Origin of the sequence: Agrobacterium sp. InxBP2 (genome assembly GCF_026191755.1) — a bacterium.
In the GTDB taxonomy this organism is placed as follows: Bacteria; Pseudomonadota; Alphaproteobacteria; order Rhizobiales; family Rhizobiaceae; genus Agrobacterium; species Agrobacterium pusense.
This window is the reverse complement of sequence record NZ_JAINDY010000022.1, coordinates 161689-186772: the sequence shown is the minus strand read 5'-3', so window position 1 is coordinate 186772 and position 25084 is coordinate 161689. Positions and strand designations below refer to the sequence as shown.

Annotated in this window: 21 protein-coding genes; 10 read left to right on the top strand and 11 right to left on the bottom strand. The window is 60.7% G+C overall.

Going from position 1 to position 25084, the window contains the following annotated elements; translation table 11 throughout:
• Positions 1-122: 122 nt before the first annotated feature.
• On the top strand, positions 123-395 hold the full coding sequence (locus K7A42_RS06150; RefSeq protein ID WP_004440421.1) for a hypothetical protein: 273 nt from the start codon (positions 123-125) through the stop codon (positions 393-395).
• On the opposite strand, the gene ppdK is transcribed toward K7A42_RS06150, so the two are convergent.
• Positions 373-3099: a pyruvate, phosphate dikinase gene (ppdK, locus tag K7A42_RS06145; RefSeq protein WP_282454976.1), complete on the bottom strand. Its 2727-nt coding sequence runs from the start codon at positions 3097-3099 to the stop codon at positions 373-375. The two genes, K7A42_RS06150 and ppdK, sit on opposite strands and share 23 nt — an antisense overlap.
• Positions 3100-3327: 228 nt before the next feature.
• Between ppdK and K7A42_RS06140 the strand changes: the two genes are divergently transcribed.
• Positions 3328-4302, top strand: a complete 975-nt coding sequence (locus K7A42_RS06140) for a VOC family protein (RefSeq protein WP_142181749.1) — start codon at positions 3328-3330, stop codon at positions 4300-4302.
• A gap of 490 nt (positions 4303-4792) precedes the next feature.
• Here the strand turns inward: K7A42_RS06140 and K7A42_RS06135 are convergent, their stop codons facing one another.
• The 4 genes from K7A42_RS06135 to K7A42_RS06120 all read right to left on the bottom strand — a co-directional run bounded on the left by K7A42_RS06135 (position 4793) and on the right by K7A42_RS06120 (position 10167).
• Positions 4793-8260 (bottom strand): chromosome segregation SMC family protein, encoded by a 3468-nt coding sequence (locus K7A42_RS06135; protein ID WP_282454975.1) that lies wholly within the window; start codon positions 8258-8260, stop codon positions 4793-4795.
• Between the two features lie 84 nt (positions 8261-8344).
• Entirely contained in the window at positions 8345-9025 is a 681-nt protein-coding gene (locus tag K7A42_RS06130) for a DsbA family protein (RefSeq protein WP_004440414.1), read from the bottom strand.
• A 128-nt stretch (positions 9026-9153) separates the two neighbouring features.
• Positions 9154-9675, bottom strand: a complete 522-nt coding sequence (locus K7A42_RS06125) for a DUF721 domain-containing protein (RefSeq protein WP_004440412.1) — start codon at positions 9673-9675, stop codon at positions 9154-9156.
• Positions 9676-9702: 27 nt separating this feature from the next.
• Entirely contained in the window at positions 9703-10167 is a 465-nt protein-coding gene (locus K7A42_RS06120; RefSeq protein ID WP_282454974.1) for a hypothetical protein, read from the bottom strand.
• Between the two features lie 128 nt (positions 10168-10295).
• Here K7A42_RS06120 and mutY point away from each other — a divergent pair, with 128 nt between their 5' ends.
• Positions 10296-11405 carry an A/G-specific adenine glycosylase gene (gene mutY / locus K7A42_RS06115; protein ID WP_282455025.1) on the top strand — a complete coding sequence of 370 codons (1110 nt, stop codon included), beginning with the start codon at positions 10296-10298 and terminating at the stop codon, positions 11403-11405.
• A gap of 82 nt (positions 11406-11487) precedes the next feature.
• Positions 11488-12099: an HAD family hydrolase gene (locus K7A42_RS06110; RefSeq protein WP_282454973.1), complete on the top strand. Its 612-nt coding sequence runs from the start codon at positions 11488-11490 to the stop codon at positions 12097-12099.
• Positions 12100-12130: 31 nt separating this feature from the next.
• On the opposite strand, the gene K7A42_RS06105 is transcribed toward K7A42_RS06110, so the two are convergent.
• From K7A42_RS06105 to K7A42_RS06095, 3 genes are all read right to left on the bottom strand, one after another.
• Positions 12131-12421 (bottom strand): type II toxin-antitoxin system RelE/ParE family toxin, encoded by a 291-nt coding sequence (locus tag K7A42_RS06105; RefSeq protein ID WP_282454972.1) that lies wholly within the window; start codon positions 12419-12421, stop codon positions 12131-12133.
• A gap of 2 nt (positions 12422-12423) precedes the next feature.
• Entirely contained in the window at positions 12424-12675 is a 252-nt protein-coding gene (locus tag K7A42_RS06100; protein WP_035209434.1) for a type II toxin-antitoxin system ParD family antitoxin, read from the bottom strand.
• Positions 12676-13048: 373 nt separating this feature from the next.
• On the bottom strand, positions 13049-14194 hold the full coding sequence (locus tag K7A42_RS06095; RefSeq protein ID WP_004440405.1) for a site-specific DNA-methyltransferase: 1146 nt from the start codon (positions 14192-14194) through the stop codon (positions 13049-13051).
• A 236-nt stretch (positions 14195-14430) separates the two neighbouring features.
• On the opposite strand from K7A42_RS06095, the gene K7A42_RS06090 reads away from it, so the two are divergent.
• The gene (locus tag K7A42_RS06090; protein WP_282454971.1) at positions 14431-15531 is read left to right on the top strand and encodes a hypothetical protein; all 1101 of its coding nucleotides are present in this window, start codon (positions 14431-14433) and stop codon (positions 15529-15531) included.
• On the opposite strand, the gene K7A42_RS06085 is transcribed toward K7A42_RS06090, so the two are convergent.
• Positions 15491-15952 (bottom strand): DUF1284 domain-containing protein, encoded by a 462-nt coding sequence (locus K7A42_RS06085; protein ID WP_282455024.1) that lies wholly within the window; start codon positions 15950-15952, stop codon positions 15491-15493. The genes K7A42_RS06090 and K7A42_RS06085 overlap by 41 nt on opposite strands.
• 40 nt (positions 15953-15992) lie before the next feature.
• Positions 15993-16673 (bottom strand): GntR family transcriptional regulator, encoded by a 681-nt coding sequence (locus K7A42_RS06080; protein ID WP_004440402.1) that lies wholly within the window; start codon positions 16671-16673, stop codon positions 15993-15995.
• Between the two features lie 214 nt (positions 16674-16887).
• Here K7A42_RS06080 and K7A42_RS06075 point away from each other — a divergent pair, with 214 nt between their 5' ends.
• On the top strand, positions 16888-17577 hold the full coding sequence (locus K7A42_RS06075) for an HAD family hydrolase (RefSeq protein WP_003520496.1): 690 nt from the start codon (positions 16888-16890) through the stop codon (positions 17575-17577).
• A 193-nt stretch (positions 17578-17770) separates the two neighbouring features.
• Here the strand turns inward: K7A42_RS06075 and K7A42_RS06070 are convergent, their stop codons facing one another.
• Entirely contained in the window at positions 17771-18310 is a 540-nt protein-coding gene (locus tag K7A42_RS06070; RefSeq protein ID WP_035209497.1) for a hypothetical protein, read from the bottom strand.
• A 264-nt stretch (positions 18311-18574) separates the two neighbouring features.
• On the opposite strand from K7A42_RS06070, the gene thrC reads away from it, so the two are divergent.
• The 4 genes from thrC to K7A42_RS06050 all read left to right on the top strand — a co-directional run bounded on the left by thrC (position 18575) and on the right by K7A42_RS06050 (position 24897).
• Entirely contained in the window at positions 18575-19972 is a 1398-nt protein-coding gene (gene thrC / locus K7A42_RS06065) for a threonine synthase (protein ID WP_282454970.1), read from the top strand.
• 21 nt (positions 19973-19993) lie between these two features.
• Complete coding sequence (locus K7A42_RS06060) at positions 19994-21292, top strand: M16 family metallopeptidase (protein ID WP_037090775.1); 1299 nt, start codon at positions 19994-19996, stop codon at positions 21290-21292.
• Positions 21293-21385: 93 nt separating this feature from the next.
• On the top strand, positions 21386-21985 hold the full coding sequence (locus K7A42_RS06055) for a GNAT family N-acetyltransferase (RefSeq protein WP_004440394.1): 600 nt from the start codon (positions 21386-21388) through the stop codon (positions 21983-21985).
• Positions 21982-24897 carry a sensor domain-containing phosphodiesterase gene (locus tag K7A42_RS06050; RefSeq protein ID WP_004440393.1) on the top strand — a complete coding sequence of 972 codons (2916 nt, stop codon included), beginning with the start codon at positions 21982-21984 and terminating at the stop codon, positions 24895-24897. The genes K7A42_RS06055 and K7A42_RS06050 overlap by 4 nt, the downstream gene beginning before the upstream one ends.
• Positions 24898-25084: the final 187 nt, after the last annotated feature.

Genomic DNA, 25084 nt, shown 5'->3' with positions numbered 1-25084 from the left:
CGAAGAGGTTCGCTTACCAAACGCAACTTTCCGCCCCAACGCGGCTTTTCCCCGTATCAAAACAGGCGTATCAATCGCGCAATAAAAGTGCCGTACGGCTGTCATGTTAAGGGAGAAACAAAATGCGCTTTTCCATCGTCTTCGGTGCGCTTGCCGCCATGCTGGCGCTCACGGCATGCCAGACGCTGACACCGGAAGAGCGCCGGGCTCGGGATGAGGCGACATGCCGGGGTTACGGTTTCCGTCCCGGCACTGACCCGATGGCCGGTTGCCTTCTCGATCTGGAAATGGACCGCCGCGCCGACAACCGTGCCTGGCAGGCGCAGATGAACCGCGACATGTTCTACCGTCCCGTGGTGGTGGAGCGGCGCATCATCGTCCAACAGAACCCCTGACGGGGATAAAGGCGACATTGCTTGCCACCTGCCCTTCTTGCGCCCGCGCGGCAAGCGTCGCCTGCGCGGCGGCTAGGCGGGCGATTGGCACGCGAAAAGGCGAGCACGAGACGTAATCAAGATCGGCATTTTCGCAGAAATGGATCGAGGCCGGGTCTCCGCCATGTTCGCCGCAGATACCGAGCTTCAGTTCTGGCCGCGTCTGGCGGCCGCGTTCGGCGGCGATGCGGATCAATTCACCCACGCCATCGAAATCGAGCGAAATGAACGGGTCGCGTTCGATGATGCCCTTACGTTGATAGGTATTGATGAAACGCGCCGCATCGTCGCGGGAAATGCCGAAGGTCGTCTGCGTCAAATCGTTGGTGCCGAAGGAGAAGAACTCGGCCGCTTCGGCAATGACATGGGCGCGCAGGGCCGCCCGCGGCAGCTCGATCATGGTTCCCGTGAGATATTCGATCTCCATGCCGGTTTCTTTCGCCACCGCAGCGGCGACGCCATCGATGACCGCAGTCACGTAATCCAGTTCCGAACGCAGGCCGACCAGCGGCACCATGATCTCAGGCACGACGGGCGCGCCGGTAATGCGCGCCGCCGCAACGGCCGCTTCGAAAATGGCGCGGGCCTGCATTTCGGCGATTTCCGGGTAGGAGATGGCGAGACGGCAGCCGCGATGGCCGAGCATGGGGTTGAACTCGTGCAGCGCATCAAGCCGCTGGCGGAACACCGTCTGCGGCATGCCCATGGCGGCGGCAACCTCGACGATTTCACCATCCGTCTTCGGCAGGAATTCGTGCAGTGGCGGGTCGAGCAGGCGGATCGTCACCGGCAGGCCGTGCATGATCTGGAAAAGCTCGGTGAAATCCGAGCGCTGCATCGGCAGAAGCTCATCGAGCGCCGCCCGCCTGCCCTTTTCGCTTTCGGCGAGGATCATCTCGCGCATGACATGGATGCGGTCGCCCTCGAAGAACATGTGTTCGGTACGGCAGAGGCCAATGCCCTCAGCGCCAAAGGCGCGCGCGGCGCGGGCGTCGGCGGGCGTGTCCGCATTGGTGCGCACGGTCATCCGGCGCAGCTTGTCCGCCCATTCCATCAGCTTGCCGAAATCGCCCGAGAGTTCCGGCTGCGTCATCGGCACCTCGCCTTTCAGCACCCGGCCGGAGGAACCATCGATGGTGATGACATCCCCCCGCTTCAGCATGCAGCCGACGCCGATCAGCACCCTGTTGCGCATATCGACCCGCATGGAGCCGGCGCCGGTGACACAGGGAATGCCCATGCCGCGCGCCACCACGGCGGCGTGGCTGGTCATGCCGCCGCGCGTCGTCAGAATGCCTTCGGCGGCATGCATGCCGTGAATATCTTCCGGGCTGGTTTCGATGCGTACCAGAATGACGCGACGCCCCTCGGCTTCGGCGGCGACCGCCTCTTCCGCGGTAAAGACGATCTCACCCGTTGCCGCCCCTGGAGAGGCGGGCAGGCCGGAGCCGATGATGGGACGGGATGTGCCGGGATCGATGGTGGGATGCAGCAGCTGGTCGAGCGACGACGGCTCGATGCGGCAGACGGCTTCGTCCTGCGAAATCAGCCCTTCCTCCACCATATCGACCGCAATCTTCATGGCGGCACGGGTGGTGCGCTTGCCGGAGCGGGTCTGCAGCATCCAGAGCTTGCCGCGCTCGATGGTGAATTCAAGATCCTGCATGTCGCGGTAGTGGGTTTCCAGCCGCTTGCAGATCGCCAGGAATTCGGAAAAGGCTTCCGGCATCAGCTTTTCCATGGATGGCTTGTCGGAGCCGGAGGCCAAGCGTGCGGCCTCGGTGATGGATTGCGGCGTGCGGATGCCCGCCACCACGTCTTCGCCTTGCGCATTGACGAGGAATTCACCGTAAAGCTCCGCCTCGCCTGTCGAGGGGTTGCGGGTAAAGGCGACGCCGGTTGCCGAGGACGAGCCGAGATTGCCGAAGACCATGGCCTGAACGTTAACGGCCGTGCCCCAGTCGCCGGGAATATTGTGCAGGTGCCGATAGGTCACGGCACGGTGGTTGGTCCAGCTGGCGAACACGGCGCCAATTGCGCCCCAAAGCTGGACGTGACAATCCTGCGGGAAGGCTTCGCCGAGCTCATCTTCGATCAGCTTCTTGTAGAGCGAAACGACGTGCTGCCATTCGACCGCCGACATGTCCGTATCGTATTCATGGCCAAGCCGGCCTTTTTCATCTTCGAGGATTTCCTCGAACATTTCATGGTCGAGACCCATGACGACATCAGCATACATCTGGATGAAGCGGCGATAGCTGTCCCAGGCAAAACGCGCGTCGCCCGCATCGTGGCCCAATGCCTCGACGGTGCGGTCGTTGAGACCAAGGTTCAACACCGTATCCATCATGCCGGGCATGGAGGCGCGCGCGCCGGAACGGACGGAGATGAGCAGTGGCGACTGGCTGCCGCCGAAGGTCTTGCCGGTCACGATTTCCATACCATGCAGGCCGGCCATGACCTGAAGCTTCAGGTCATCCGGGAGATCGCGGCCGTTCTTGTGATAAAGCGCGCAGGCATCGGTAATGATGGTGAGGCCGGGGGGAACGGGAAGGCCGAGACTTGCCATTTCGGCAAGGTTTGCGCCCTTGCCGCCCAATATCGCAACGTCACCTGCCCGGCCTTCGGCAGCACCGTTGCCGAAGGTATAAACCCATTTTTTCATTCCACGCTCTCCACCCAGAAGCGTTGTCATTTTTCTATCATCTACAGCATTGGCGGCACGTTGGGAACGCCGCAACGCGTAGTTTACATCGCAGTGCAGCATAATTGCGGCGAATTGCGCGCCAGAATTGCCTTAAACAGGACATAACAGCAGCATTGACGCATTCGTGTAGTGCGCTGAAACGGAGTGTTACCTAAGCCATTCAAATCGCCGACAAAGAGATTATTCATGCAATTTACCCGCCGCCACACGCTTAAATTTGCCGGAATTTCCTGCGCCGCCACCGCCCTTGCCGGTGCGCTTAGAGCCGAGGGCGGAGCTTCCGCCGCCGTCGATCCCACCCTGCCCTTTGCGTTGACGACGCCGATGCATATCGGCAAGGCGGCGCTGCGCGTGCGCGAACTCGATCCGATGATCGATTATTACCGTTCGGTGCTGGGTATGAACGAAGTGGAACGCACGGCAAGGGGCGTGACGCTGGGTGTCGGGACCGTGCCGCTGCTCGATCTCGATCACAAGCCGGCAGCGGATTTCGAGAGCCCCACCTCTGCCGGCCTGTTCCACGTCGCCTATCTGATGCCCTCCCGCAAGGATCTGGCGCGCTGGCTGGTGCATGCGGCGCTGAAGCAGGTGCCTCTGACGGGTTTTGCCGATCACAATGTCAGCGAGGCGATCTATCTCAACGATCCCGAAGGTAACGGCATCGAGGTCTACAGCGATCGTCCCACGGACACATGGGTGTGGAGCGGCAACGTGGTTAAAATGGGCACCGAGCCTCTCGATGTCGATGATCTCGTAAAGCTGACCGATACCAAAAACAGTGATTATGACGTCGCCCCCGCGGGAATGCGCATTGGCCACATCCACCTGCGAGTTGGGGACATCGCCGCTGCCCGCGCCTTCTACGAAGAGGCCGTCGGCCTCAAACCGACACAGGATGCGCGTTCCGACGCGTCTTTTCTCTCTTCCGGTGGCTATCACCACCATCTGGCGGTGAATACCTGGAACAGCCGTGGCGCAAAGGAACGCAACGCCATGGAAACCGGCCTCGACTGGTTCTCAATCACCGTTCGCAACCCCACCGATCTCGAGGCGCAGAAAACACGGCTACGGGCCGCGGGTTATGTGCTGGTGGAGATGGAGAATAATGTCGTGGAAGCGATCGACCCCTGGGGCACAAGGTTGCGGCTTGCGCCGGGGTGAGTGATGGTGGCCTCCATGCATCATGGGCCGAGAAACTCGCACACTGCGCGATTGGCAGTTGCAGCATGCCAGTGTTTACAGTGATTGGCTGCGTCGCCTCTCTCCGTCATTCCGGCCTTGAGCCGGAATCCAGTCGACGCGGCTCTCGCGCGACGGGAAGAGTCCTTTCAGCCCAAGGACTTGGGCTGGCTGGATACCGGCTCAAGGCCGGTATGACGGAAAGAGGCTTACTCCCCTGACACAATTGCCAATGCAAACCGCCGCGCAACCCTATGAACCCGGAAAAAGAAAGCCTTGCGAGGCCACGGCAGCGGCCTCGCAAGGCATTCCATCCGGTACAGGAAACCGGATGGTGGGGTCTCAGGAGAACCCTTTGGCTCTTGCGAAAGACATAGCAAACTGCCGCGCAATGTCGCTCACCCGAATGGGTGATATGGCAAGATAAATTGACATTGAGCAAAACCAGAAATTGAATCCCGGAAATGTCGCCTCAGACGGCTTCGCGCAACTGTTCGGCGGTCTGCAAATCAACAGACACCAGTTGCGACACGCCCTGCTCCGCCATGGTTACTCCGAAGAGGCGGTTCATGCGCGCCATTGTGATGGGATTGTGAGTGATGATGACGAAGCGGGTTTCGGTGGAGGCGACCATTTCATCCATAAGGTTGCAGTAGCGCTCGACATTGTGGTCGTCGAGCGGCGCGTCCACCTCGTCCAGCACGCAGATCGGCGCGGGATTGGTGAGAAAGACGGCGAATATCAGCGCCATGGCCGTCAGCGCCTGCTCGCCGCCGGAAAGCAATGTCATGGTCTGCGGCTTCTTGCCCGGCGGGCGGGCGAGGATTTCGAGACCGGCTTCCAGCGGGTCGTCGGATTCGATCAGTTGCAATTCCGCCGTGCCGCCGCCGAAGAGATGGGTGAACAGCCGCTGGAACTGCGAATTGACCACATCGAATGCGGCAATCAGCCGTTCGCGGCCCTCGCGGTTGAGGTTCTGGATACCGGCACGCAGCTTGCGCACGGCGTCGATGATATCGTCCCGCTCCTTGATCAGCGCCTCAAGCTTGGCGGAAAGCTCGGCCTGCTCCTCCTCGGCGCGCAGATTGACGGCGCCAAGCCTTTCGCGCTCGATCTTCAGCCGGTCCAGATCGCGCTCGACATCACGGATATCGGGCTTTGGCTGGTCCGGGCCAAGGCCGGTCAGGCGAAACGCCATATGCGGCTCGGTACTCAGCGTCTCACGGATGCGATGTTCCGCCTCCTGCCGTTTCTCGCGGGCGGAAACCAGCCGCTCTTCGGCGCGACCGCGCTTTTCGCGGGCTTCGGCCAGTTCGGAAAGCGCCGTTGCCGCCAGCCGGTCGGCGGCGCGTTGCAGGTTTTCCGCCTCGGCCAGCCGGTCGGCGGCCGCGCGGCGGGCGTCTTCGGTCTTCTGCAATTCGTTGAGGAGGTTGCGGCGTTTTTCGTCAAATTCCTCGGGCGCAATGTCCAGCTCGGCGATTTCCTCGCGCGCCTCTTCCTCACGTTCGCGCAGCGTGGCGATATGGTCGGCGGCACTTGCCGCCCGCGATTGCCAGGTGGAACGCTCCTGCCCGATTGCCTGAATTCTGCGCTGGCGGCTTTCCGCCTCGCGGCTCACGCCTTCATGGCGGGCGCGTGCTTCCGCCAACAGGCCGCGATCGGTCGCGACTTCCAGCTGGCTTTCACGCAGCTTCAGATCAAGCACGGAAAGATCAGGCGCATCTTCCATCTCGATACGGGCATTTTCTTCCTGAACGGCGATCTCGTCGATCTGCGCTCCGATCTGGTTCAGTGCTTCGGAGACGATATCCCGGCGGCGCAAAAGATCGCCCGAGGCCCGTTCGGCCGATGTCAGCGCCTCGCGTGCCTCGGCAAGATGACGGGTCGCAAGCCGGCTCCGGTCGCGCACGTCCGAAAGCCGCAATTCGCTGCTTCTGATCTCCTCGGTTTTCGCGGAAAGCTGGTCTTCGGCCTCTTCCAGAATGGAGCGGGCTTCATCCAGTTCGGTTTCGATTTCGGCGAGGCGGTTCTTCTGCGACAGGCGAAGTGCCGCAGCGCCCGGCGCATCAGCGCTGGCGACATGGCCATCCCAGCGGAACAGCGCGCCTTCGAGCGTCACCAGCCGCTGGCCGGCCTTCAGCGACGGCAACAGCCGCCGGGCCTCCGTGACGTCTGCAACGACGCCGATCTGGGCGAGAGCACGCCTAAGCGCATCCGGCGCCTGAGCATAATCCAGAAGCGGTTTGGCGCCCTGCGGTAAGGCAGGATCATCAGAACCGTCGCCATTACCGGCCCAATAGGCAGGTGCTGCGGCATCAAGCGGACTTTCGAGATCGTCGCCAAGCGCCGCGCCCAATGCCGCCTCATAACCGCGCTCAACCGTCATTTCTTCCGCCACCGGCGTGAAGCTGCCATTCGCGGCGGCGCTTGAAGCGAGGATTTTGGTGATGGTACGCGCTTCCGTGTCCAACGCGTTCAGGCGGTTTCGCGCCGTTTCCAGCGGCCCGCGCGCCATGGCTTCGGCGGAACGCGCCTCGGCAACGGCAGCCTCGGCCTCCTCCACGACGATCAGCGCATCTTCGACGGCAATCTCGGCTGCCTCAACCGCTTCGCGCCGTTCCGCGGGGTCCGGAAGGCCGGAGAGTTTTTCGTCGATGGCCTCGATCTCGGCCGTTGCTTCCTGCGATTGCCGTTCGAGCCTCAGCTTGCGGTCGGAAAGATCGCGGATCGCCCGCTCCAATTGCTGCCGGGCGGCGGCGGCTTGCGCGCGCTCGGCGGTGATGGCGGTGAAGATGGCTTCGCTTTCCGCCAGCTTGACGGACGCAGCTTCGAAGGCTTCGCGCATTTCGTCGGCATGGCGGCCGGAATCGGACAGGATTTCGAGGAGCTCGGCTTCTTCCTCATCGAGCCGCGCGAGTATCTGGGCATTGTCGGAGACCAGCCGCTCCTCGCGGATAATATCCTCGCCAAGCTGCGACAGACGGCGCGCCAGCTCGTCACGACGGCGCAGCAGGCGGTTGGCCTCGTCGTCCAGCTGGGTGCGGGCAATTTGCAGGCGTTGCAGGGCAGCGGCGACTTTCGCCTCGTCCTCGCGCAGCTCCGGCAGCTTCAGGCTGGCGATGCCCTGCTGCTTTGCCGCTTCCATCTGGGCTTGAGCCTTTTCGGCGACGATGTTCGTTGCCTGATTGAGCGCGCTTTCCGCCTCGCCTTCGGCTTCCTTCGCTTCCACCCAGCGAATGTGCAACAGCGTCGCCTCGCGGGCGCGGATATCGGCCGAGAGCATCTTGAAACGGTTGGCTTGGCGCGCCTGCCGTTTCAGGCTTTCGATCTGGCTCTCCAGCTGGGCGGTCACATCCTCGAGCCGCTCCAGATTGGTCTCGGCGGCGCGCAGGCGAAGCTCGGCCTCATGGCGGCGCGAATGCAGGCCGGAAATGCCGGCCGCCTCTTCCAGCAGCTGGCGGCGGGCCTGCGGCTTGGCGTTGATGAGTTCGCCGATGCGCCCCTGCCCCACCATGGAGGGCGAGCGTGCGCCTGTGGAGGCATCGGCGAAAAGAAGCTGTACATCCTTGGCACGCGCTTCCTTACCGTTGATGCGGTAGACGGAGCCGTTTTCGCGCTCGATGCGGCGCGTCACCTGAATTTCATCGGCATCGTTGAAGGCGGCGGGCGCGGTGCGGTCGGAATTGTCGAGATAAAGGCCGACTTCGGCGGTGTTGCGCGCCGGGCGGTTACCGGAACCGGAGAAGATGACGTCATCCATGCCGGAGGCGCGCATGTTCTTGTAGGAGTTCTCACCCATCACCCAGCGCAGTGCTTCGACAAGATTGGACTTGCCACAGCCATTGGGGCCGACAACGCCGGTGAGGCCCGGTTCGATGATGAATTCCGAGGGCTCGACGAAGGACTTGAAACCGACGAGGCGGAGCTTGTTAAACTTCATGCCGCCCCGCTCCGGACAGAAAAACGGCAATAAAAAACGGGCGTGCGGAAATATCCGCCGCCCGTTTTCTGAAGGCTTCGGTGATCAGAGCAGCTTGTCGATGACAGCCGACATGGTTTCAACCGACATGTCTCCTGCGTATTTCTTGCCGTTGATGATGAAAGTCGGCGTGGAGTTGACGCCGAATTCCGTCGCACCGCGTTGCATGGTTGCGTTCACATCATCCAGAAGTTTCTGGTTCGTCAAGCAGGCCTCGAAAGACTCCTGTGAGAAACCGGCCATTTTCGACATTTGCAGCAGGGCGGCGCGCGCATCCTGCGCAACGGCCCAGCTCTGCTGCTGCTTGAACAGCATGGAAACGAAGGGGAAATACTGACCTTCCGGTGCGCAGCGCGCCAGCATGAAGGCGGCAGCGGCGCGCGGATCGAACGGGAATTCGCGGAGCACGAAATAGACCTTGCCGGTATCGATATACTTCTTCTTGATTTCTTCGAAGGTCTTGTTGTGGAAGTTGGCGCAGTGCGGGCAGGTCATCGACATATATTCGACGATCTTGACGGGTGCGTTGGCATCGCCGAGCGCGGCTTCCGGCAGCGGGCCGGGCTTCATTACCGCAGCCATATCCACATCGCCGGTGGATTCAGGCAATTCCTGCGCCTGGGCAATACCGGGCGTTAAAGCGAACGGCAGGGCCGTGGCGATGGCGGCAAGAGCAACGCCGCCGAGAAGGCTGCGACGGGAAATGGTCAGTTCGGGAAAATGCATGAAAGCACCTGTTGGTAATAGACTCTATTGTCCGTTGATTCCGATATAGCGACGGCCTGTTCATCACAAGCGGGGTTCTGAACTCTTCTTGTCAAAGAATTGTGACCAGTCAAGGACGGCATCTTGCATCAAATCGTCCTGCGCCCCGGCTTCTTCTGCAACACCGCCGTGCCCAGCCTCTCCACCGCCTTGCGCAGCGCCTCGCTTTCAATGCCGTCCATCATGTCATCGAGACGTTTTGCCGCATCGCCGCGCAGGGGCTGCGGTTTGCGCCGGCGGGTGATGGTTTGCGAGACGGGCTTCTGTACGATCCTGATCTGGCGCACGGCCGGGAAGCCGAAAAAGCCGTTGATGCGAGCAATGAGTTCGCCCTGCGCGTGGGTGAGAAATAGCGCGCGCGCGCCTTCGCAGGCGATCGTCAGCACGCCGGGCTGATATCCGCCACGGTCCGGGCCTTCGTCGCGGCGCGGCCAGGTGATCTTTTCGGGGCGGGTGCAATCGGCAAAATCGTCCCCGGCAATCTCGTCCCAGGAGCCGAGCAGCGCCGTGTTGATGCCGGCGCGTTTCGACAGGACCGGGTCCATGATGCCATTGGCGACTTCGGCGATCTGCACGACGCCTTTGCGGAATGAATCTGCGGGTTTCTTCATGCTCTCCTCGACAGAGGCCAAGCGGCCTCAAGCGGTCGCGCCATCGTCATCTTCTTCGCCGCGCAACAGCGCCCGGAATCGCCGCCAGTCCCGGCAGGCGCCCAAGCGTATCATTCTGACCGCCAAACATCCAAAGAGGAAATATCCGCCAGCCAAAATCTTCAGATGCGATATTCCCGGCTTATCCGAGATAGCAGCGATCGCCAACATGCAGATCAGCACGACAGACAGATATATCCACAGGCCGTGGCAGAAAATCGCCCAGAAACCGGATTCGAGAATACGAAAACGGCGGGAGGGCTTTCCCCGCATCTTTTCCAGCTGGCGAATTTCGCGGATCAGGCGCGCCACCACAAAGGCCACGCTGTCCTCATGCCCGAAACACAGCCGGCCGATATGGTTCAGCAACCACCCTATCAGGCACAGGGCCAGCAAAACTCCGATAGTGTACTGGAGTGGCGAGGGTATCATTTCCAGCAGCGCGTTTGGCATGGGTTCGTTCCTCCTAAATCGAATGGAGGAATTCTATGTCAGGGCGCTCATTGCGGGATACGGTTTTCCACGCCGTCGCAACGGGTATCCTGTTGCAGATTGCCGCGCCGTCTCTATGTTCAGCGGCGATGAACACACATACGCGGCAACACATATCACATCCGACAGCCGAACAACTTCTCGCATGGTATGACCGGCACCATCGCGAACTGCCATGGCGCACGTCTCCGGCCATGGCGGCACAGGGAAAACGCGCCGATCCCTATCACGTCTGGCTGTCGGAGGTGATGCTGCAGCAGACGACGGTGCAGGCGGTGAAACCCTATTTCCTGAAGTTTCTCGCCGCCTGGCCAAGCGTCAGCGATCTGGCCGCGGCTCCGGTCGAGGATGTCATGGCGGCCTGGGCGGGGCTCGGTTATTACGCCCGCGCCCGCAACCTTAAAAAATGCGCGGAAGCCGTGGCGCGCGACCATGGCGGGACCTTTCCGGACAGCGAAGAGGGGCTGAAGAAACTGCCCGGCATCGGCGATTATACGGCCGCGGCCGTGGCGGCCATCGCCTTTAACCAGCCGGCGGCGGTGATGGACGGCAATGTGGAGCGCGTCATCTCCCGCCTCTTCGCCATAGACGCTCCCCTGCCCGGCTCAAAGCCCGCCATGAAAGCGAAGGTGGCCGCGCTTACGCCTTCCGACCGGCCCGGCGATTTCGCCCAGGCGATGATGGACCTGGGTGCTACGATCTGTACGCCGAAACGGCCGGCCTGCGCGCTCTGTCCCTTCAACGGCCACTGTCTTGCGCTTGCCCATGACGAGCCGGAGCGTTTTCCGGTCAAGGCGGCGAAGAAAGCAAAGCCGGTGCGACTAGGGGCCGCGTTCGTGGCGGTGAATGCGAGCGGCGAAATCCTGCTCCGGCGGCGCGTCGAAAGCGGGCTTCTCGGCGGCATGACTGAGGTGCCGACAACGGCATGGACCGCCCGCATGGACGGAGGCACGGAGGCGAGCCATGCGCCCTTTGCCGCCGGCTGGCAGGCGGCGGGCGTCATTACGCATGTCTTCACCCATTTCGAACTGCGGCTCACCGTCTACCGCGCGCAGGTACCGGATGGTCTTAAACCCGGTCCGGATGACGGATGGTGGGAGCCGGTTACAAATCTTGACGCGCAGGCGCTGCCAACGGTGATGAAAAAAGTCATCGCCCAAGCTATTCCATCCGCGTATCGGCCCGAAAATCGAAATTGATTTTCGACAGGAACGATGCGCAACTCAAAGATTTAGAGCGTCTTTCGGACGCTCTAACGTTCGATGAAAGCAGGAAATTTCGATGACCAAGATTGAGCATATCGTATTCGACATCGGCAAGGTGCTGATCCATTACGATCCGCATATTCCCTATAGCCGTCTCATTCCCGATGCCGATGAGCGCCAATGGTTCTTCGAGAATGTCTGCACCCATGACTGGAACCTCGAGCAGGATCGTGGCCGCCGCTGGGAGGATGCCGAAGCTTTGCTGGTGGAGCAGTTCCCGGAACGGGAAGAGCACATCCGCTCCTTCCGCAAGTTCTGGCACGAGATGGTCTCGCATTCCTATGACGACAGCGTCGCGATCATGACAGGCCTTATCGAGAGCGGCCACGACGTGACGATGCTCACCAACTTCGCCTCCGACACTTTTCGTGAGGCGCAAAAGATGTTCCCCTTCCTCACCCTGCCGCGTGGCGTCACCGTTTCCGGTGACATCAAGCTGATCAAACCGGATGTGGCGATTTATGAGCTTCATGCGCGCGATTTCGGGCTCAATCCCGCCGCAACTCTGTTCATCGATGATACTGCGATCAATGTCGAAGGCGCAAAGGCCGCCGGCTGGCAGGCGGTGCAGTTCACCGGCGCGGAGAAGCTGAAGCAGGATCTGCAGGCATTTGGGGTGGCGGTTTAGGTTCCGCCCTTAAGTCACCTCGTGGCATGGATTAAGGCTCATTGCCCCAGTCCTCGTGCACATGGCGGACGCGGACGATGAGGACGTCGTCGTCCGCCTCAACGCGATAGACCACCAGATGTGCTCTGAACGGATGAATGCGCACCGACGGCGACAACTCGTTACGCTCGCGTGCGATCCTCGGATTCCGTGATATCAAGTCGAATATTGCGAAAAGTTCGCGATGGTACTTTCGCGCTTGCTGAGGTCCAAATAGGTCGATGCCTTCTTGCGCTATGCGGATGGCGTCTTCTTCCGCAGGCAGAGAAAGGCGAAATCCCATGATCAGCCAATTTTACGTTTCATGGAGCGGGCTTCGGCCTCAGCAAACAAGGCATCTTCAGAACGATGACCGGAGGGAGCCCGCAATCCTTCGTCCACTAGGCCCTGCATGGCAGCGATCTTTTCGCTCCGCTCCTGGTCCTTTCGGATGAGATCTCGCACATAGTCGCTGGCATTGGAGTAACGGCCCGTTTTAGACTGCGCTTCGACCCATTCCTTCATCTGGCCGGGCAGCGAAATATTCATGGTCACCATCTTCATCTCCTATGAAGACAGAGTGCAGATTTTGGCAAGGTTTGTCAAAAAGATCGGGAAAAGAAATTGGCGCAGGCGGAAATGGCGGTCTCCGGCCTGCGCCAGTCCTGCCGCAAGCGGCATTGGACGCAATGTTTTTGTGAGTTGTCCAGACCGGATTTTCACAACCACTGCTTTGATTAGGACAGTAGTTGTCGTCTCTTGCGCGAAACTTGTCTATCTAAAATTTTATATTCGAAAATACCAACGCCCGACACGATGTGCCGGGCGCTGGTCGTTCTCCATCCGGGACTGAAGGTACTAAACCGGACGGAGACGTATTCTGGACAAGGGCGGGCGGTGGATCGTTGCCTTCAAGCCTTTTCGGCTTGGACTATTCGGCCTTTGCCAGTTCACTGCGGATGATGGCTCGGAGATCATCGATCGGCTTCAGGTCGTCGCCGTCTTCGAAGTGCCAGAACGTCCATCCGTTGCATGCGTCGAGACCCTGCACCTTCGCGCCGAGGCGATGGATGGAGCCGGCGGTTCCGGCGGATGCGAGCGTACCATCCGCACGAATAATGGCGCTATAACGGCGCTTTGCATCCGTCAGCACCTGGCCGGGACGGACGAGGCCGCTTTCCAGCAGGGTGTTGAAGGCGACGCGCGGCTCGGCCTTCTTGCCGGTCATGACCGTCAGTTCCGCCTTGCCGAGCGGTTCGACGGCGGCGATGCGGGCGGCGGCGGCATCGATATAATCCTGCTCGCGCTCAATGCCGACGAAGTGGCGGCCGAGGCGTTTTGCCACCGCACCCGTGGTGCCGGAGCCGAAGAACGGGTCGAGCACGACATCACCCGGTTTGGTGGAAGCCATGATGATGCGGGCAAGCAGCGCTTCCGGCTTCTGGGTGGGGTGCACCTTCTTGCCGTCCTCACCCTTCAGCCGCTCATGGCCGCTGCAGATAGGGAACAGCCAGTCGGAGCGCATCTGCACGTCGTCATTGGAGGCCTTCAACGCATCGTAGTTGAAGGTGTAGTTCTTGGCCTTCGGATCGCGGCTCGCCCAGATCATGGTTTCATGGGCGTTCTGGAACCGGCGGCCCTTGAAATTGGGCATGGGGTTGGTCTTGCGCCAGACGATATCATTGAGGATCCAGAAATCGAGGTTCTGGAGCGTGGCGCCGACGCGGAAGATATTGTGATAGGAACCGATGACCCAGATGGTGCCGTTCGGCTTCAGCACGCGGCGGCAGGCGAGCAGCCAGGCGCGGGTGAAGGCATCATAGGCCTCGAAGGAGGCGAACTGGTCCCATTCGTCGTCGACGGCATCAACGAGCGACTGATCGGGCCGGTGCAGCGTGCCGCCAAGCTGGAGGTTATACGGCGGATCGGCGAAAATCGCGTCCACCGACTGGCTCGGGAGGGCATCCAAGGCAGCGACGCAATCACCCTTTATGATGCTGTCTTTCCAGGCGTCACTCTCACCTGCACGATCAAAACCGGCATGCCGAAAATCGGCCAGCGGAAAAACTGCTGCCATTGGTACTCGCTCCATACGCTTACTCTCTACTGAGGCTTATGGTTACCGAAGATGGTTATCAAAGCCTGAACAAGTCACGGAAAATGCGAAATAAATGGCTCTCGCGGCGCACTGGCGCAATTTGCGGAGACCGGCGGGGAACCCGAAGTCCGGCGAAAACGTTGTGCACAATGGGTTCTCCTGTGCCCGCATATTCGCGCGGCAGGAAGAGCCATTATGGCAGGGGGTAGTCCGCAATGGGGTCCGTGATGAAAATGGCGTCTTTTTCCATGAATGTCGTTTGGGCCGCACTTTTCGCGGTCGCGCTGGCAACGCCCTCGCAGGCTCAGCAACCGAACCCGCAATATAACGTCATCACCGATGCGGTTTTGTTTGATGGCGGCCCCTCCCTCGGCAACAGTGACAGGGTGCGCTGGGATTTCTACAAGGCCGACAGCACGGGCGGGCGCACCGACGAGAATGCCGGCGGTTCCTATGACGCCACCTTCGAGGCGAAGCTGCCAGCGGGCAGATATGTGGGCGTGGCGGCGCTGGGCAATGTGACCCGCGAAATAGCGTTCGAGGTGAAGGACGGAAGCGTTGCAAGGCCGAAGGTAAATTTCGATGCGGCCGAACTGACTGTCGTGCCAAAACGCAGCCCCGGCGGCGATGTGGAGACACAGGCGAAAACTGAAATCACCAAGGATGATTTCAAAGACAGCGTCTATGGCCAGGATACCGTCTTCGTGCCGGCGGGCGAAGTGCTTCTCACCGGCAGCGTCGGCCCGGCGCGGGCGCAGGAGAAGCTCACCATGAAGGCCGGCGACAAGATCAGCCACGAACTTGTCATTCCGAGCGGCGTGGTGATCGCCAAGGCCGTGTATGCGGAAGGCGGCAGGGCGGTGGAAACGGATGATATCCGCTTCGAAGCGATGTCGGCCAAGGAAACCCTTGACGGCACGCGGGAGACCATCAACGGCATTTACGGAACCGGCAAGATGATGGAAATGCCGGCCGGTAATTTCGTCATGCGCGCACGCCTCGGCAAGGTGACAGTGGAGCAGCCGTTCACCGTGACCGCCGGAAAACGCACGGAAATAACCATCAATCTCGATGCGGGCGTTCTCGCAATTACCGCCCCCGGCGCGGAACGGATCGACATTGTCGAAACGACCAGGGACCTTCAGGGCACGCAGAAGGAGATTTCCGGCCGTTATGGCACGCAGCATCAGGAAACGCTTCATCCCGGCGATTATTCGGTGAAGGTAAGTTACGACAAGAAGTCGGGCCGCGATCAGAAGGAGATCAAGGCGACGGTCAAGGCTGCCGAGAGAACCGAGACGCGTGTGCCGGAGTAGGCCTTGGCCGCAGCCCTGCTTGAAGCTCCGGCTGTTCGCCGATTTTCACGCCAGCAAAGCCTGAAGCGGCAATGCGGTCGCACAACCTGTTCCACTGGCAGCCTCGACAGGCCTGCCTGATATCTCCCCCTGCAAATGCCAGACGCATCTTGGCAAGGAAGTCCGGCGTCGCCTGCAACCGCTTGCCGGCAGCCAGCGTCTCGCCCAAAAGCACTGACACCGAAACGCGGGCCGTCTCATCCCGCTTCACAACCCCTTCGTTGAAACAGTGGGCATGGCTTTCACACAACAGGCCCTCGCAGATGTCGTCGGGGCCATCCACCAGCTCGATATCCTCTTCCCCGGCATTCAGGCGGTCGGCGACACGGTCGTAATTTTCGACGAAGCCAGATGTGTATCCCTTGCCCACATAGGTGAGCATGCAGAGAAGGTGGTGGGGCCGGAGGCGGACGGTCAAGGGCCTATCCGACAATGGCGAAGGCGTCGCGCACCGAGCCGGACGAGGTGCGGATCGCCTTGCGGCCGATCCATTGCACATGCCCGTCAAGGATGCGCACCGCCTCTTCGGCGCGGCCGCCGCGCAGCGCGTCGATGATCGCCCGGTGATCGGTATCGGTGCGGCGCTCCCAGCCGGCCCGCCAGGCGGAGAACAGGAAACGGGCGCTTGCCGCATGCAGGCCATCGATCGCTTCCATCAGGCGCGGCATGTTGCAGGGCGCGGTGATGAGGCGGTGGAAGCGGCGATTGGCCTCCTCCCAATGCTCGACATCAACGGCGCTGTCGCCTTCGAGCGTGGCTGCCTCCGCCTGATCGAGAATGGCTGACGTCATGTTGGGAATGGCGTGGCGCAAAGCCAGAACCTCAAGAGCGGCACGCATTTCCGCCACCTCGCGCACATCATCGAGACCGAAATCCGCGACCCTGACACCCCGGCGCGGAATGCTGGCGGCAAGTCCCTGCGCTTCCAGCCGGCGGAATGCCTCGCGCACCGGCACATGCGAGGCGCCGAATTCGGCGGCGATGTGATCCTGCCGCAGCCTTTCGCCCGGCGACAGCTCACCGCGAACGATGCGGTCGGCAAGCGTGCGGCTGATGCGGGCGGCAATGGTATCTTCAGGCGAATTTTTTGCTGTCTTGGGCATAACATCCCATAGCGCATATGGCGCGACCGTGTGTAGAGGTTTTTGCAGCAAGCCAGAGCAGACTGTTATGACACGCGGCTCCCTTGCCCGCGGCCTTCAAGCTATGAGCCTGACGGGACTGTCCTTTGCTGGCGAGCCGGTTGAGCTTGGCGCAGACATGGTCTAAAAGCCCGGCATCATTTTCTTCCAGCCAAATCCGATACAGGGAGCGCCCATGAGCGGCTTCGACCTCATTATTTTCGACTGCGACGGCGTTCTGGTCGATTCCGAAATCATCGCGGCACAGGTGGAATCCCGCCTTCTGACCGAAGCCGGTTATCCGATCTCGGTCGAGGAAATGGGGGAGCGTTTCGCCGGCATGACCTGGAAGAACATCCTCCTGCAGGTGGAAAGCGAAGCCAGCATTCCGCTCTCAGCCTCGCTGCTCGACAAATCGGAAAAACTGCTCGACATGCGGCTGGAACGCGACGTGAAGATCATCGAGGGCGTGAAGTTCGCCCTGTCCCGCCTGACGACGCCCCGCTGCATCTGCTCGAACTCTTCGAGCCACCGCCTCGATATGATGCTCACGAAAGTAGGCCTGAAACCCTATTTCGCGCCGCATATCTATTCCGCCAAGGATCTCGGCGCTGATCGCGTGAAGCCGAAGCCCGACATCTTCCTGCACGGCGCAGCGCAATTTGGCGTTTCCCCCGATCGCGTGGTCGTGGTCGAAGATTCCGTGCACGGCATCCATGGCGCAAGGGCCGCTGGCATGCGCGTCATCGGCTTTACCGGCGCGTCCCACACCTATCCCAGCCACGCCGACCGGCTGACAGATGCGGGCGCCGAAACGGTGATCTCCCGCATGCAGGACCTGCCGGCCGTGATTGCAGCGATGGCAGAGTGGGAAGGCGCGTTTTAAGTTGTGGCTTTGTCACAAACGCCACTTCGTCATGCTCGGCCTGTCCCGAGCATCTGCAACGCTTTGATTTTACGATACGTGTTTGGATCCTCGGGACAAGCCCGAGGATGACGTCGCGTGTGAGGAATGGTTTTTCCGCGATCTGACCGAAGCCTGCCGAGCATCCTCCGGCTTTTACATCTAGCCCGTCAAATCACCGGCGCTTCGTCTTGGCCTTCGCGCCTTGCTCTGCAAAGCCGATATAAACGCTGACGGACCTCGGCGCGCCGCCCGGTCCGTTGGGAATGGCGACGTGGTCGTTGTTGAAGATGAACTGCGTGCCGGCCCCGCCTGCGGGAACATCGATGGCGAAATTGGTCGTTTCACCGAAAATCTCGCCGTCGCCGTCCTTCACCGTTACACGGATCGGCACAGTTACACGGCCACCCTTCGACATGGGGCCGGGAACGAGGCGGCCCTGGGCCAGCACGTTGACGGTGAGCGTCGATTCATTGGCGGTGCAGGAGCGCGTCGTATCGGACAGCGAGACCTGATAGGCGAGTTTCTGCGGATCGTCCTTGGCGCCGCCGGCATAGACGCGATGAACGGCATTGGCGTCGAGAACCGTCACGGCCGGGCAATTGGCCTGAACCACGGCAGCCGTTGGCGCGGCCTGCGCCGCCGGCGGGTTGACGGCAAGCGAGTCCGACGGGTTGGAGGAATTGCATCCTGCAACAACGACGAGAAGCGACATCGCGGCGGACAAACGCAAGAAATTCCCTGACACTCTTCTAATTCCCTCTCCATTGTCCCGGAACAGAACCGGAGACGCTGTTTATTGACCTTTCACCCAGGTTGGCGATGGTCTATAGCAGCGACGCCGGAAAAAATCGATTGGCATGTTCGGTTTTGCTTGAATTTTCAAAAAAGCGCTTCATGACCTCGCCAATCGCCTCAATTCGGTGAGACGCTGCGGAAAAGACGCCGATCACATCGGCAACGGATAAGGGACTATCTCGTGGAATATGTATCGACCAGGGGTGCGGCCCCTTCGCTTGGTTTTTGCGACGCGCTTCTGGCAGGCCTTGGCCGCGATGGCGGGCTTTACGTGCCGCGCAAATGGCCGTCCATGTCGAAAAAGGAAATCCGCAACCTGCGCGGCAAGTCCTACCAGGATGTCGCCTTCGAGGTTCTCTACCGTTTCACCGGCGGCGAAATTCCGGCCGACAAGTTCAAGGCGATGATCGACGACGCCTATTCGACCTTCCGCCACCCGGCCGTCGTTCCGCTGACACAGACCGGTCCGAACACCTTCGTGCTGGAGCTGTTCCACGGCACCACGCTCGCCTTCAAGGATGTGGCGATGCAGCTCCTCGCCCGTCTGATGGACTATACGCTGACGGAACGCGGCGAGCGCGCCACCATTGTCGGCGCCACATCCGGCGATACGGGCGGGGCGGCGATCGACGCCTTTGCCGGACGCGAGCGTACCGATATCTTCATCCTTTTCCCGAACGGCAAGGTCTCTCCGGTGCAGCAGCGCCAGATGACGACCTCCACCGCTTCCAACGTGCATGCGCTGGCGATCAACGGCAATTTCGACGATTGCCAGACGCTGGTGAAAGAGATGTTCAACGACGTGAAGTTCCGCGACGGCGTGAAGCTTTCCGGCGTCAACTCCATCAACTGGGCGCGCATCATGGCGCAGGTGGTCTATTATTTCACCGCGTCGCTTTCGCTCGGCGGCCCGGACCGCAAGGTGTCCTTCACCGTTCCGACAGGCAATTTCGGCGATATTTTCGCCGGTTACGTCGCCAAGAAGATGGGCCTGCCGATCGACAAGCTGGTCATCGCGACCAATGACAACGACATTCTGGCGCGCACGCTGAAGACCGGCCGTTACGAGATGCGCGGCGTCAAGCCCACCACCTCGCCCTCAATGGACATCCAGATTTCGTCCAACTTCGAGCGACTGCTTTTCGAAGCCTACGACCGCGATTCCGCTGCCGTTAAGTCATCGATGGATGGCCTCAAGCAATCGGGCGCGTTTGAAATTCCGGAAAAGGCGCTGAAGTTCATCAAGAAGGATTTCCGCGCCGGACGCGCCACCGAAAAGCAGGTGGCGGCGACCATTCGCGACACGCTTGAAAAGACCGGCTACCTGATCGACCCGCACACGGCGACAGGTGTTTTCGTGGCGGAAAAGCACGAAAAGCCCGCAACCCCGATGGTGGTTCTGTCGACCGCCCATCCGGCAAAATTCCCGGCGGCTGTAAAATCCGCTTGCGCAATCGACCCGGCGCTTCCAGTATGGCTCGCTGACATCATGAACCGGGAGGAGCGTTTCGACATTCTGGATGCGGAGCTCAAAGCCGTGGAAAGCTTCATCGGCAAATATGCACGCGCCGGCAAATAGAGACGCGGAAAGACGTTGAGTATGAGAGTAAATTTGACCCGGCTTTCGTCCGGGTTGACCGTTGTCACGGAAAGAATGCCACATCTCGAAAGCGTCGCTCTTGGGGTGTGGATCAAATCCGGCTCCCGCAACGAGACGACTGCCGAACATGGCATCGCCCATCTTCTCGAACATATGGCGTTCAAGGGCACGGCGCGCCGCACCGCCCGTCAGATCGCCGAAGAGATCGAAAATGTCGGCGGCGAAGTCAACGCCGCGACGTCGACGGAAACAACCTCCTACTACGCCCGCGTCCTCAAGGATCACGTTCCGCTCGCGGTCGATATCCTTGCCGACATCCTGACGGAATCGCTCTTCGATGAAGACGAGTTGGAGCGCGAAAAGAACGTCATCCTGCAGGAGATCGGTGCCGCCACCGATACGCCCGACGACGTGATCTTCGACAATTTCTCCGGTGTCGCCTATCGCGACCAGACGATCGGCAGGCCGATCCTGGGCACGCCCGACACCGTGCAATCCTTCACGACAGGCCAGATCAGGCATTATCTCGCCCGCAATTATACGACGGACCGCATCTTCGTCGTTGCGGCCGGCGCAGTCGATCACGAGAGCTTCGTCAAGCAGGTGGAAGAGCGTTTCGCCTCGCTGCCGCAGCTGCCCGTGGCGACACCTGTGCTTGAAAAGGCTGTCTATACAGGCGGAGAAATCCGAGAGACCCGAGACCTGATGGATGCGCAGGTGCTTCTCGGCTTCGAGGGCAAGGCCTATCATGCCCGCGATTTCTATTGTTCGCAGATTCTCGCTAATATTCTCGGCGGCGGCATGTCTTCCCGCCTTTTCCAGGAAGTGCGTGAATATCGCGGCCTGTGTTATTCCGTCTATGCGTTCCACTGGGGTTTTTCCGATACCGGCATCTTCGGCGTGCATGCGGCCACCGGCGGCAACGACCTGCCTGAACTGGTTCCCGTCATTCTGGAGGAGCTGCGCAAGTCCTCGCAGACCATCCACCAGGAGGAAATCGACCGGGCCCGTGCGCAGATCCGCGCGCAACTGCTGATGGGCCAGGAAAGCCCGGCTGCCCGCGCCGGCCAGATCGCCCGCCAGATGATGCTTTACGGCCGACCCATTCCGAATGAAGAGATGATGGAGCGGCTGGGCGACATCACCCGCACGCGCCTGACCGATCTTGCAGGACGGCTGTTTTTCGATACAGTTCCGACATTGTCTGCAATTGGCCCGCTCGAACATCTGCCGCCTCTTTCCGACATCACGGCCGCGCTGTCCGCGCAGCAGCCCGCAAGGATAAAAGCGAACGGATAAACCGATATGAGAGCGGGATTTGAAGGTGAAGACCGCTCATCTTTTTCGCCATCCCATTCGCGGATGGCGATATCTGCCTAACAGGGATCGTGAATGCTGCGTTTTCTTTCCCGACATAATGACACACCCGAACTGCGCAGCGCCAATCACCTTCTCAGACTGCCGCGCTACAGCGATTTCAAGCAGTGGCACGTGCTGCGATCCGAGAGCCGGCAGTTTCTACAGCCGTGGGAACCGACCTGGCGGCCGGACGAACTGACGGAGGGCGCCTTCCGCATGCGCGTGGTGCGTAACGGACAGGAATTTTCTTCCGGCACCGCCGTTTCCTTCCTGCTGTTTGAAAAAGAGACGCTTCTGGTCGGCGGCATCACCATCGGCTATATCCGCCGCGGGGCGGCGCAGAGCTGCATGATCGGATACTGGATCGGTGAACGGCATGCCGCCCAAGGCCATATGTCTGCCGCATTAAAATTGGTAATACCCTACATCTTCAACGGACTTCAGTTGCACCGTATCGAGGCAGCCTGTATTCCGGAAAACTTCAAAAGCATCCGGCTCCTCGAAAATGCCGGGTTCCAGCGGGAAGGTCTCTTGCGGGAATATCTGAAAATCAATGGCCAATGGCGGGATCATATGATGTTTTCCCTTCTTGCCGACAAGCAAAGCTCCGGCGGAACGAAGTACGATACATGACCTACAATCACACTGCGCCTTGCCTTACGAAACGTCTGGCGGCAATCGCGCTGGCTGCGCCGTTTTTTCTGCTTTTCCTGCTTTTTGCCTCCCATTCCTTCGCCTTCGAGCCGGTCAAGATCTCCCGTGACGACACGGCGCTCGATCTCACCGCCACCACGGATATCTATGCCAATCAGGGCGAAGCCTTTCAGGTTTCCACCGCGCCGGGTCCTGACGGCATCCGCCGGCGCATCGAGGTGCGCGCCAGTTCCGACGATCACCAGGGCGACTGGGCCGTGTTCGCGCTTGCCAATGTCTCTGAAGAGCAGCTGGAGCGCGTGATCGTCGCGCCGCATTTCCGTCTCGTCAATTCCAAGCTGTTCTGGCCGGATCTCGGCTCGCAACGCATCATGGCGATAACGCCCAGCGAAGGCTTTGCGCTCGACAGGCAGCCAAGCCCGGACGCCGACGTCTTCCGCATCACGCTCAATCCCGGCTCCGTCATCACCTTCGTCGCCGAGCTTTCCACGCCGCAGCTGCCGCAGCTTTATCTGTGGGAACCGGAAGCCTACAAGGATACGATCAACGCCTTCACGCTCTATCGCGGCATCGTGCTCGGCATTGCCGGCCTGCTTGCCGTGCTGCTGACCATTCTCTTCGTGGTCAAGGGAACTTCGGTCCTGCCCGCATCTGCCGCCCTCGCCTGGGCCGTGCTTGCCTATATATGCGTTGATTTCGGCTTCCTCGAAAAGCTCATCACCGTCACCTCAAGCGATCAGCGAATATGGAGGGCGGGCGCGGAAGTGGCGCTCGCCTCCAGCTTCGTCGTCTTTCTCTTCACCTATCTCAACCTGAACCGATGGCACGCACATCTGGGTTATGCGACCTTTGCCTGGGTGGTGGGGCTGGCGCTGCTGTTTGGCGTGGCGATCTATGACCCTTCCGTCGCATCCGGTATTGCGCGTGTTTCCTTCGCGCTGACGGCGACGGCGGGCATCGCGCTCATCATCTATCTCGGTTTCAACAAATACGACCGGGCTATCCTGCTCGTCCCATCCTGGGCCTTGATCCTCGTCTGGCTGTTTGGCAGCTGGTTGACGGTGACGGGACAGCTGGACAACGACATCGTGCAGCCTGCGCTTGGCGGCGGGCTGGTACTGATCGTCCTTCTGATCGGCTTTACGGTCATCCAGCACGCCTTTGCCGGCAGCGCCTATCAGCAGGGGCTGTTCTCCGATCTGGAACGCCAGTCGCTGGCGCTCACGGGCAGCGGCGATACGGTCTGGGACTGGGACGTGACGCGCGACCGCATCGTCACGACGCCTGATATTTCCAACCGCCTGGGGCTGGAGCCCGGAACCATGCATGGCGCCGCGCGCAACTGGCTGCCGCGCCTGCACCCTGATGACCGCGACCGGTTCAAGGCCACACTCGACGTGCTGCTCGACCATCGCAAGGGCCGCCTGAACCACGAATTCCGTATTCGCGCCGAGGATGGCCATTTCCACTGGCTGCAAATCCGTGCGCGTCCCGTTCTTGGCTCCAACGGCGAAATCATCCGCTGCGTCGGCACCATCACCGATATTACAGAGCAGAGAAATTCGGTCGAGCGACTGCTGCAGGACGCAATGAACGACAATCTGACCGGGCTTCCGAACCGGCAGGTCTTCCTTGACCGCCTGCAATCGATCCTCAACCTCTCGCCGGACAGCGAGGGCGTGCGGCCAACCGTGATGGCGATCGATATCGACCGTTACAAGCTGGTCAATGACACGCTCGGCATTGCTGCCGGCGACAATATTTTGATTGCCCTCACCCGGCGCCTGCGTCGCCTGCTCAAACCGCAGGACACGCTGGCTCGTCTCGGCGGCGACGAATTCGGCCTGATCCTGACCTCGGAGCGCGATCCGCAGCGTGTGGCGGATTTCGCCGATGCGGTGAACAAGGCGATCATGGTGCCGATCAATTTCGCCAATCGCGAAATCATTCTCACCGCTTCTATCGGCCTCGTCTCGTGGATCGACCAACAGGAAAGTGCGGCAGGTCTGCTCAGCGATGCGGAATTGGCCATGTATCGCGCCAAGCGCGCCGGCGGCAATCGTGTCGAGCCTTTCCGTCCCGCCTTCCGCACCTCGGGCACCGACCGGCTGCAGATGGAAAGTGACCTTCGCCGCGCTATCGAGCGCAAGGAGCTGTCACTTGCCTATCAGCCGATCGTCAAGCTCGATGATGGGGAGCTTGCCGGTTTCGAGGCGCTGATGCGTTGGGAGCACCCGAAGCGTGGCAATATCCCGCCAAGCGAGTTCATTCCGATTGCCGAAGCCTCCGGCCTGATCGAGCCGCTCGGCATGTTCGCGCTGGAACGGGCAGCGACCGACCTGATGGACTGGCAACATGCCATCGACAAGATGCCGATCTTCATCTCCGTCAATATTTCCAGTGCCCAACTGCTGAACAACGAACTCTATAACGACGTTCGCGGCATGCTCACCCGCACGCGCTGCAACCCGCAGCAGCTGAAGCTGGAACTGACGGAATCCGTCGTCATGGAAAATCCGGAACAGGCGCGGCTTGTGCTTTCCAAGCTCAAGGAAACCGGCCTTAGCCTCGCAATGGACGATTTCGGCACGGGCTATTCATCGCTCGCCTATCTCACCCGTTTCCCCTTCGATACGATCAAGCTCGACAAGGCGCTGGTGGCCAATACCAGCGACAAGCGTAACGTGCTTCTGCGCTCCGTCATTGCCATGGCGCGGGCGCTCGACATGCAGGTGGTGGCGGAAGGCATCGAAACGCCTGAGGATGCGGCCGAACTGGCCCGCATGAACTGCCATTTCGGCCAGAGCTTCCTGTTTGGCACGCCGGTTTCCGGCGATGCGGCGCTAAAGCTTCTTCGGGAGCGGTTCCAGCCGACGAAGCGGGCTTCGTAAGCGAAGTATTGAAACGCGAGGTATCTACCTCCGTCATTCCGGCCTTGAGCCGGAAATCCAGCCGACGCGCGTCGGCACGGCGGGAAAAGTCCTTTCAGCCCAAGGACTTGGGCTGGTTGTATACGGATCAAGTACGGCACGACCGGAGGAGGAAACACCGCGTTCGCCGGCTTTTACTCCTCGCTTG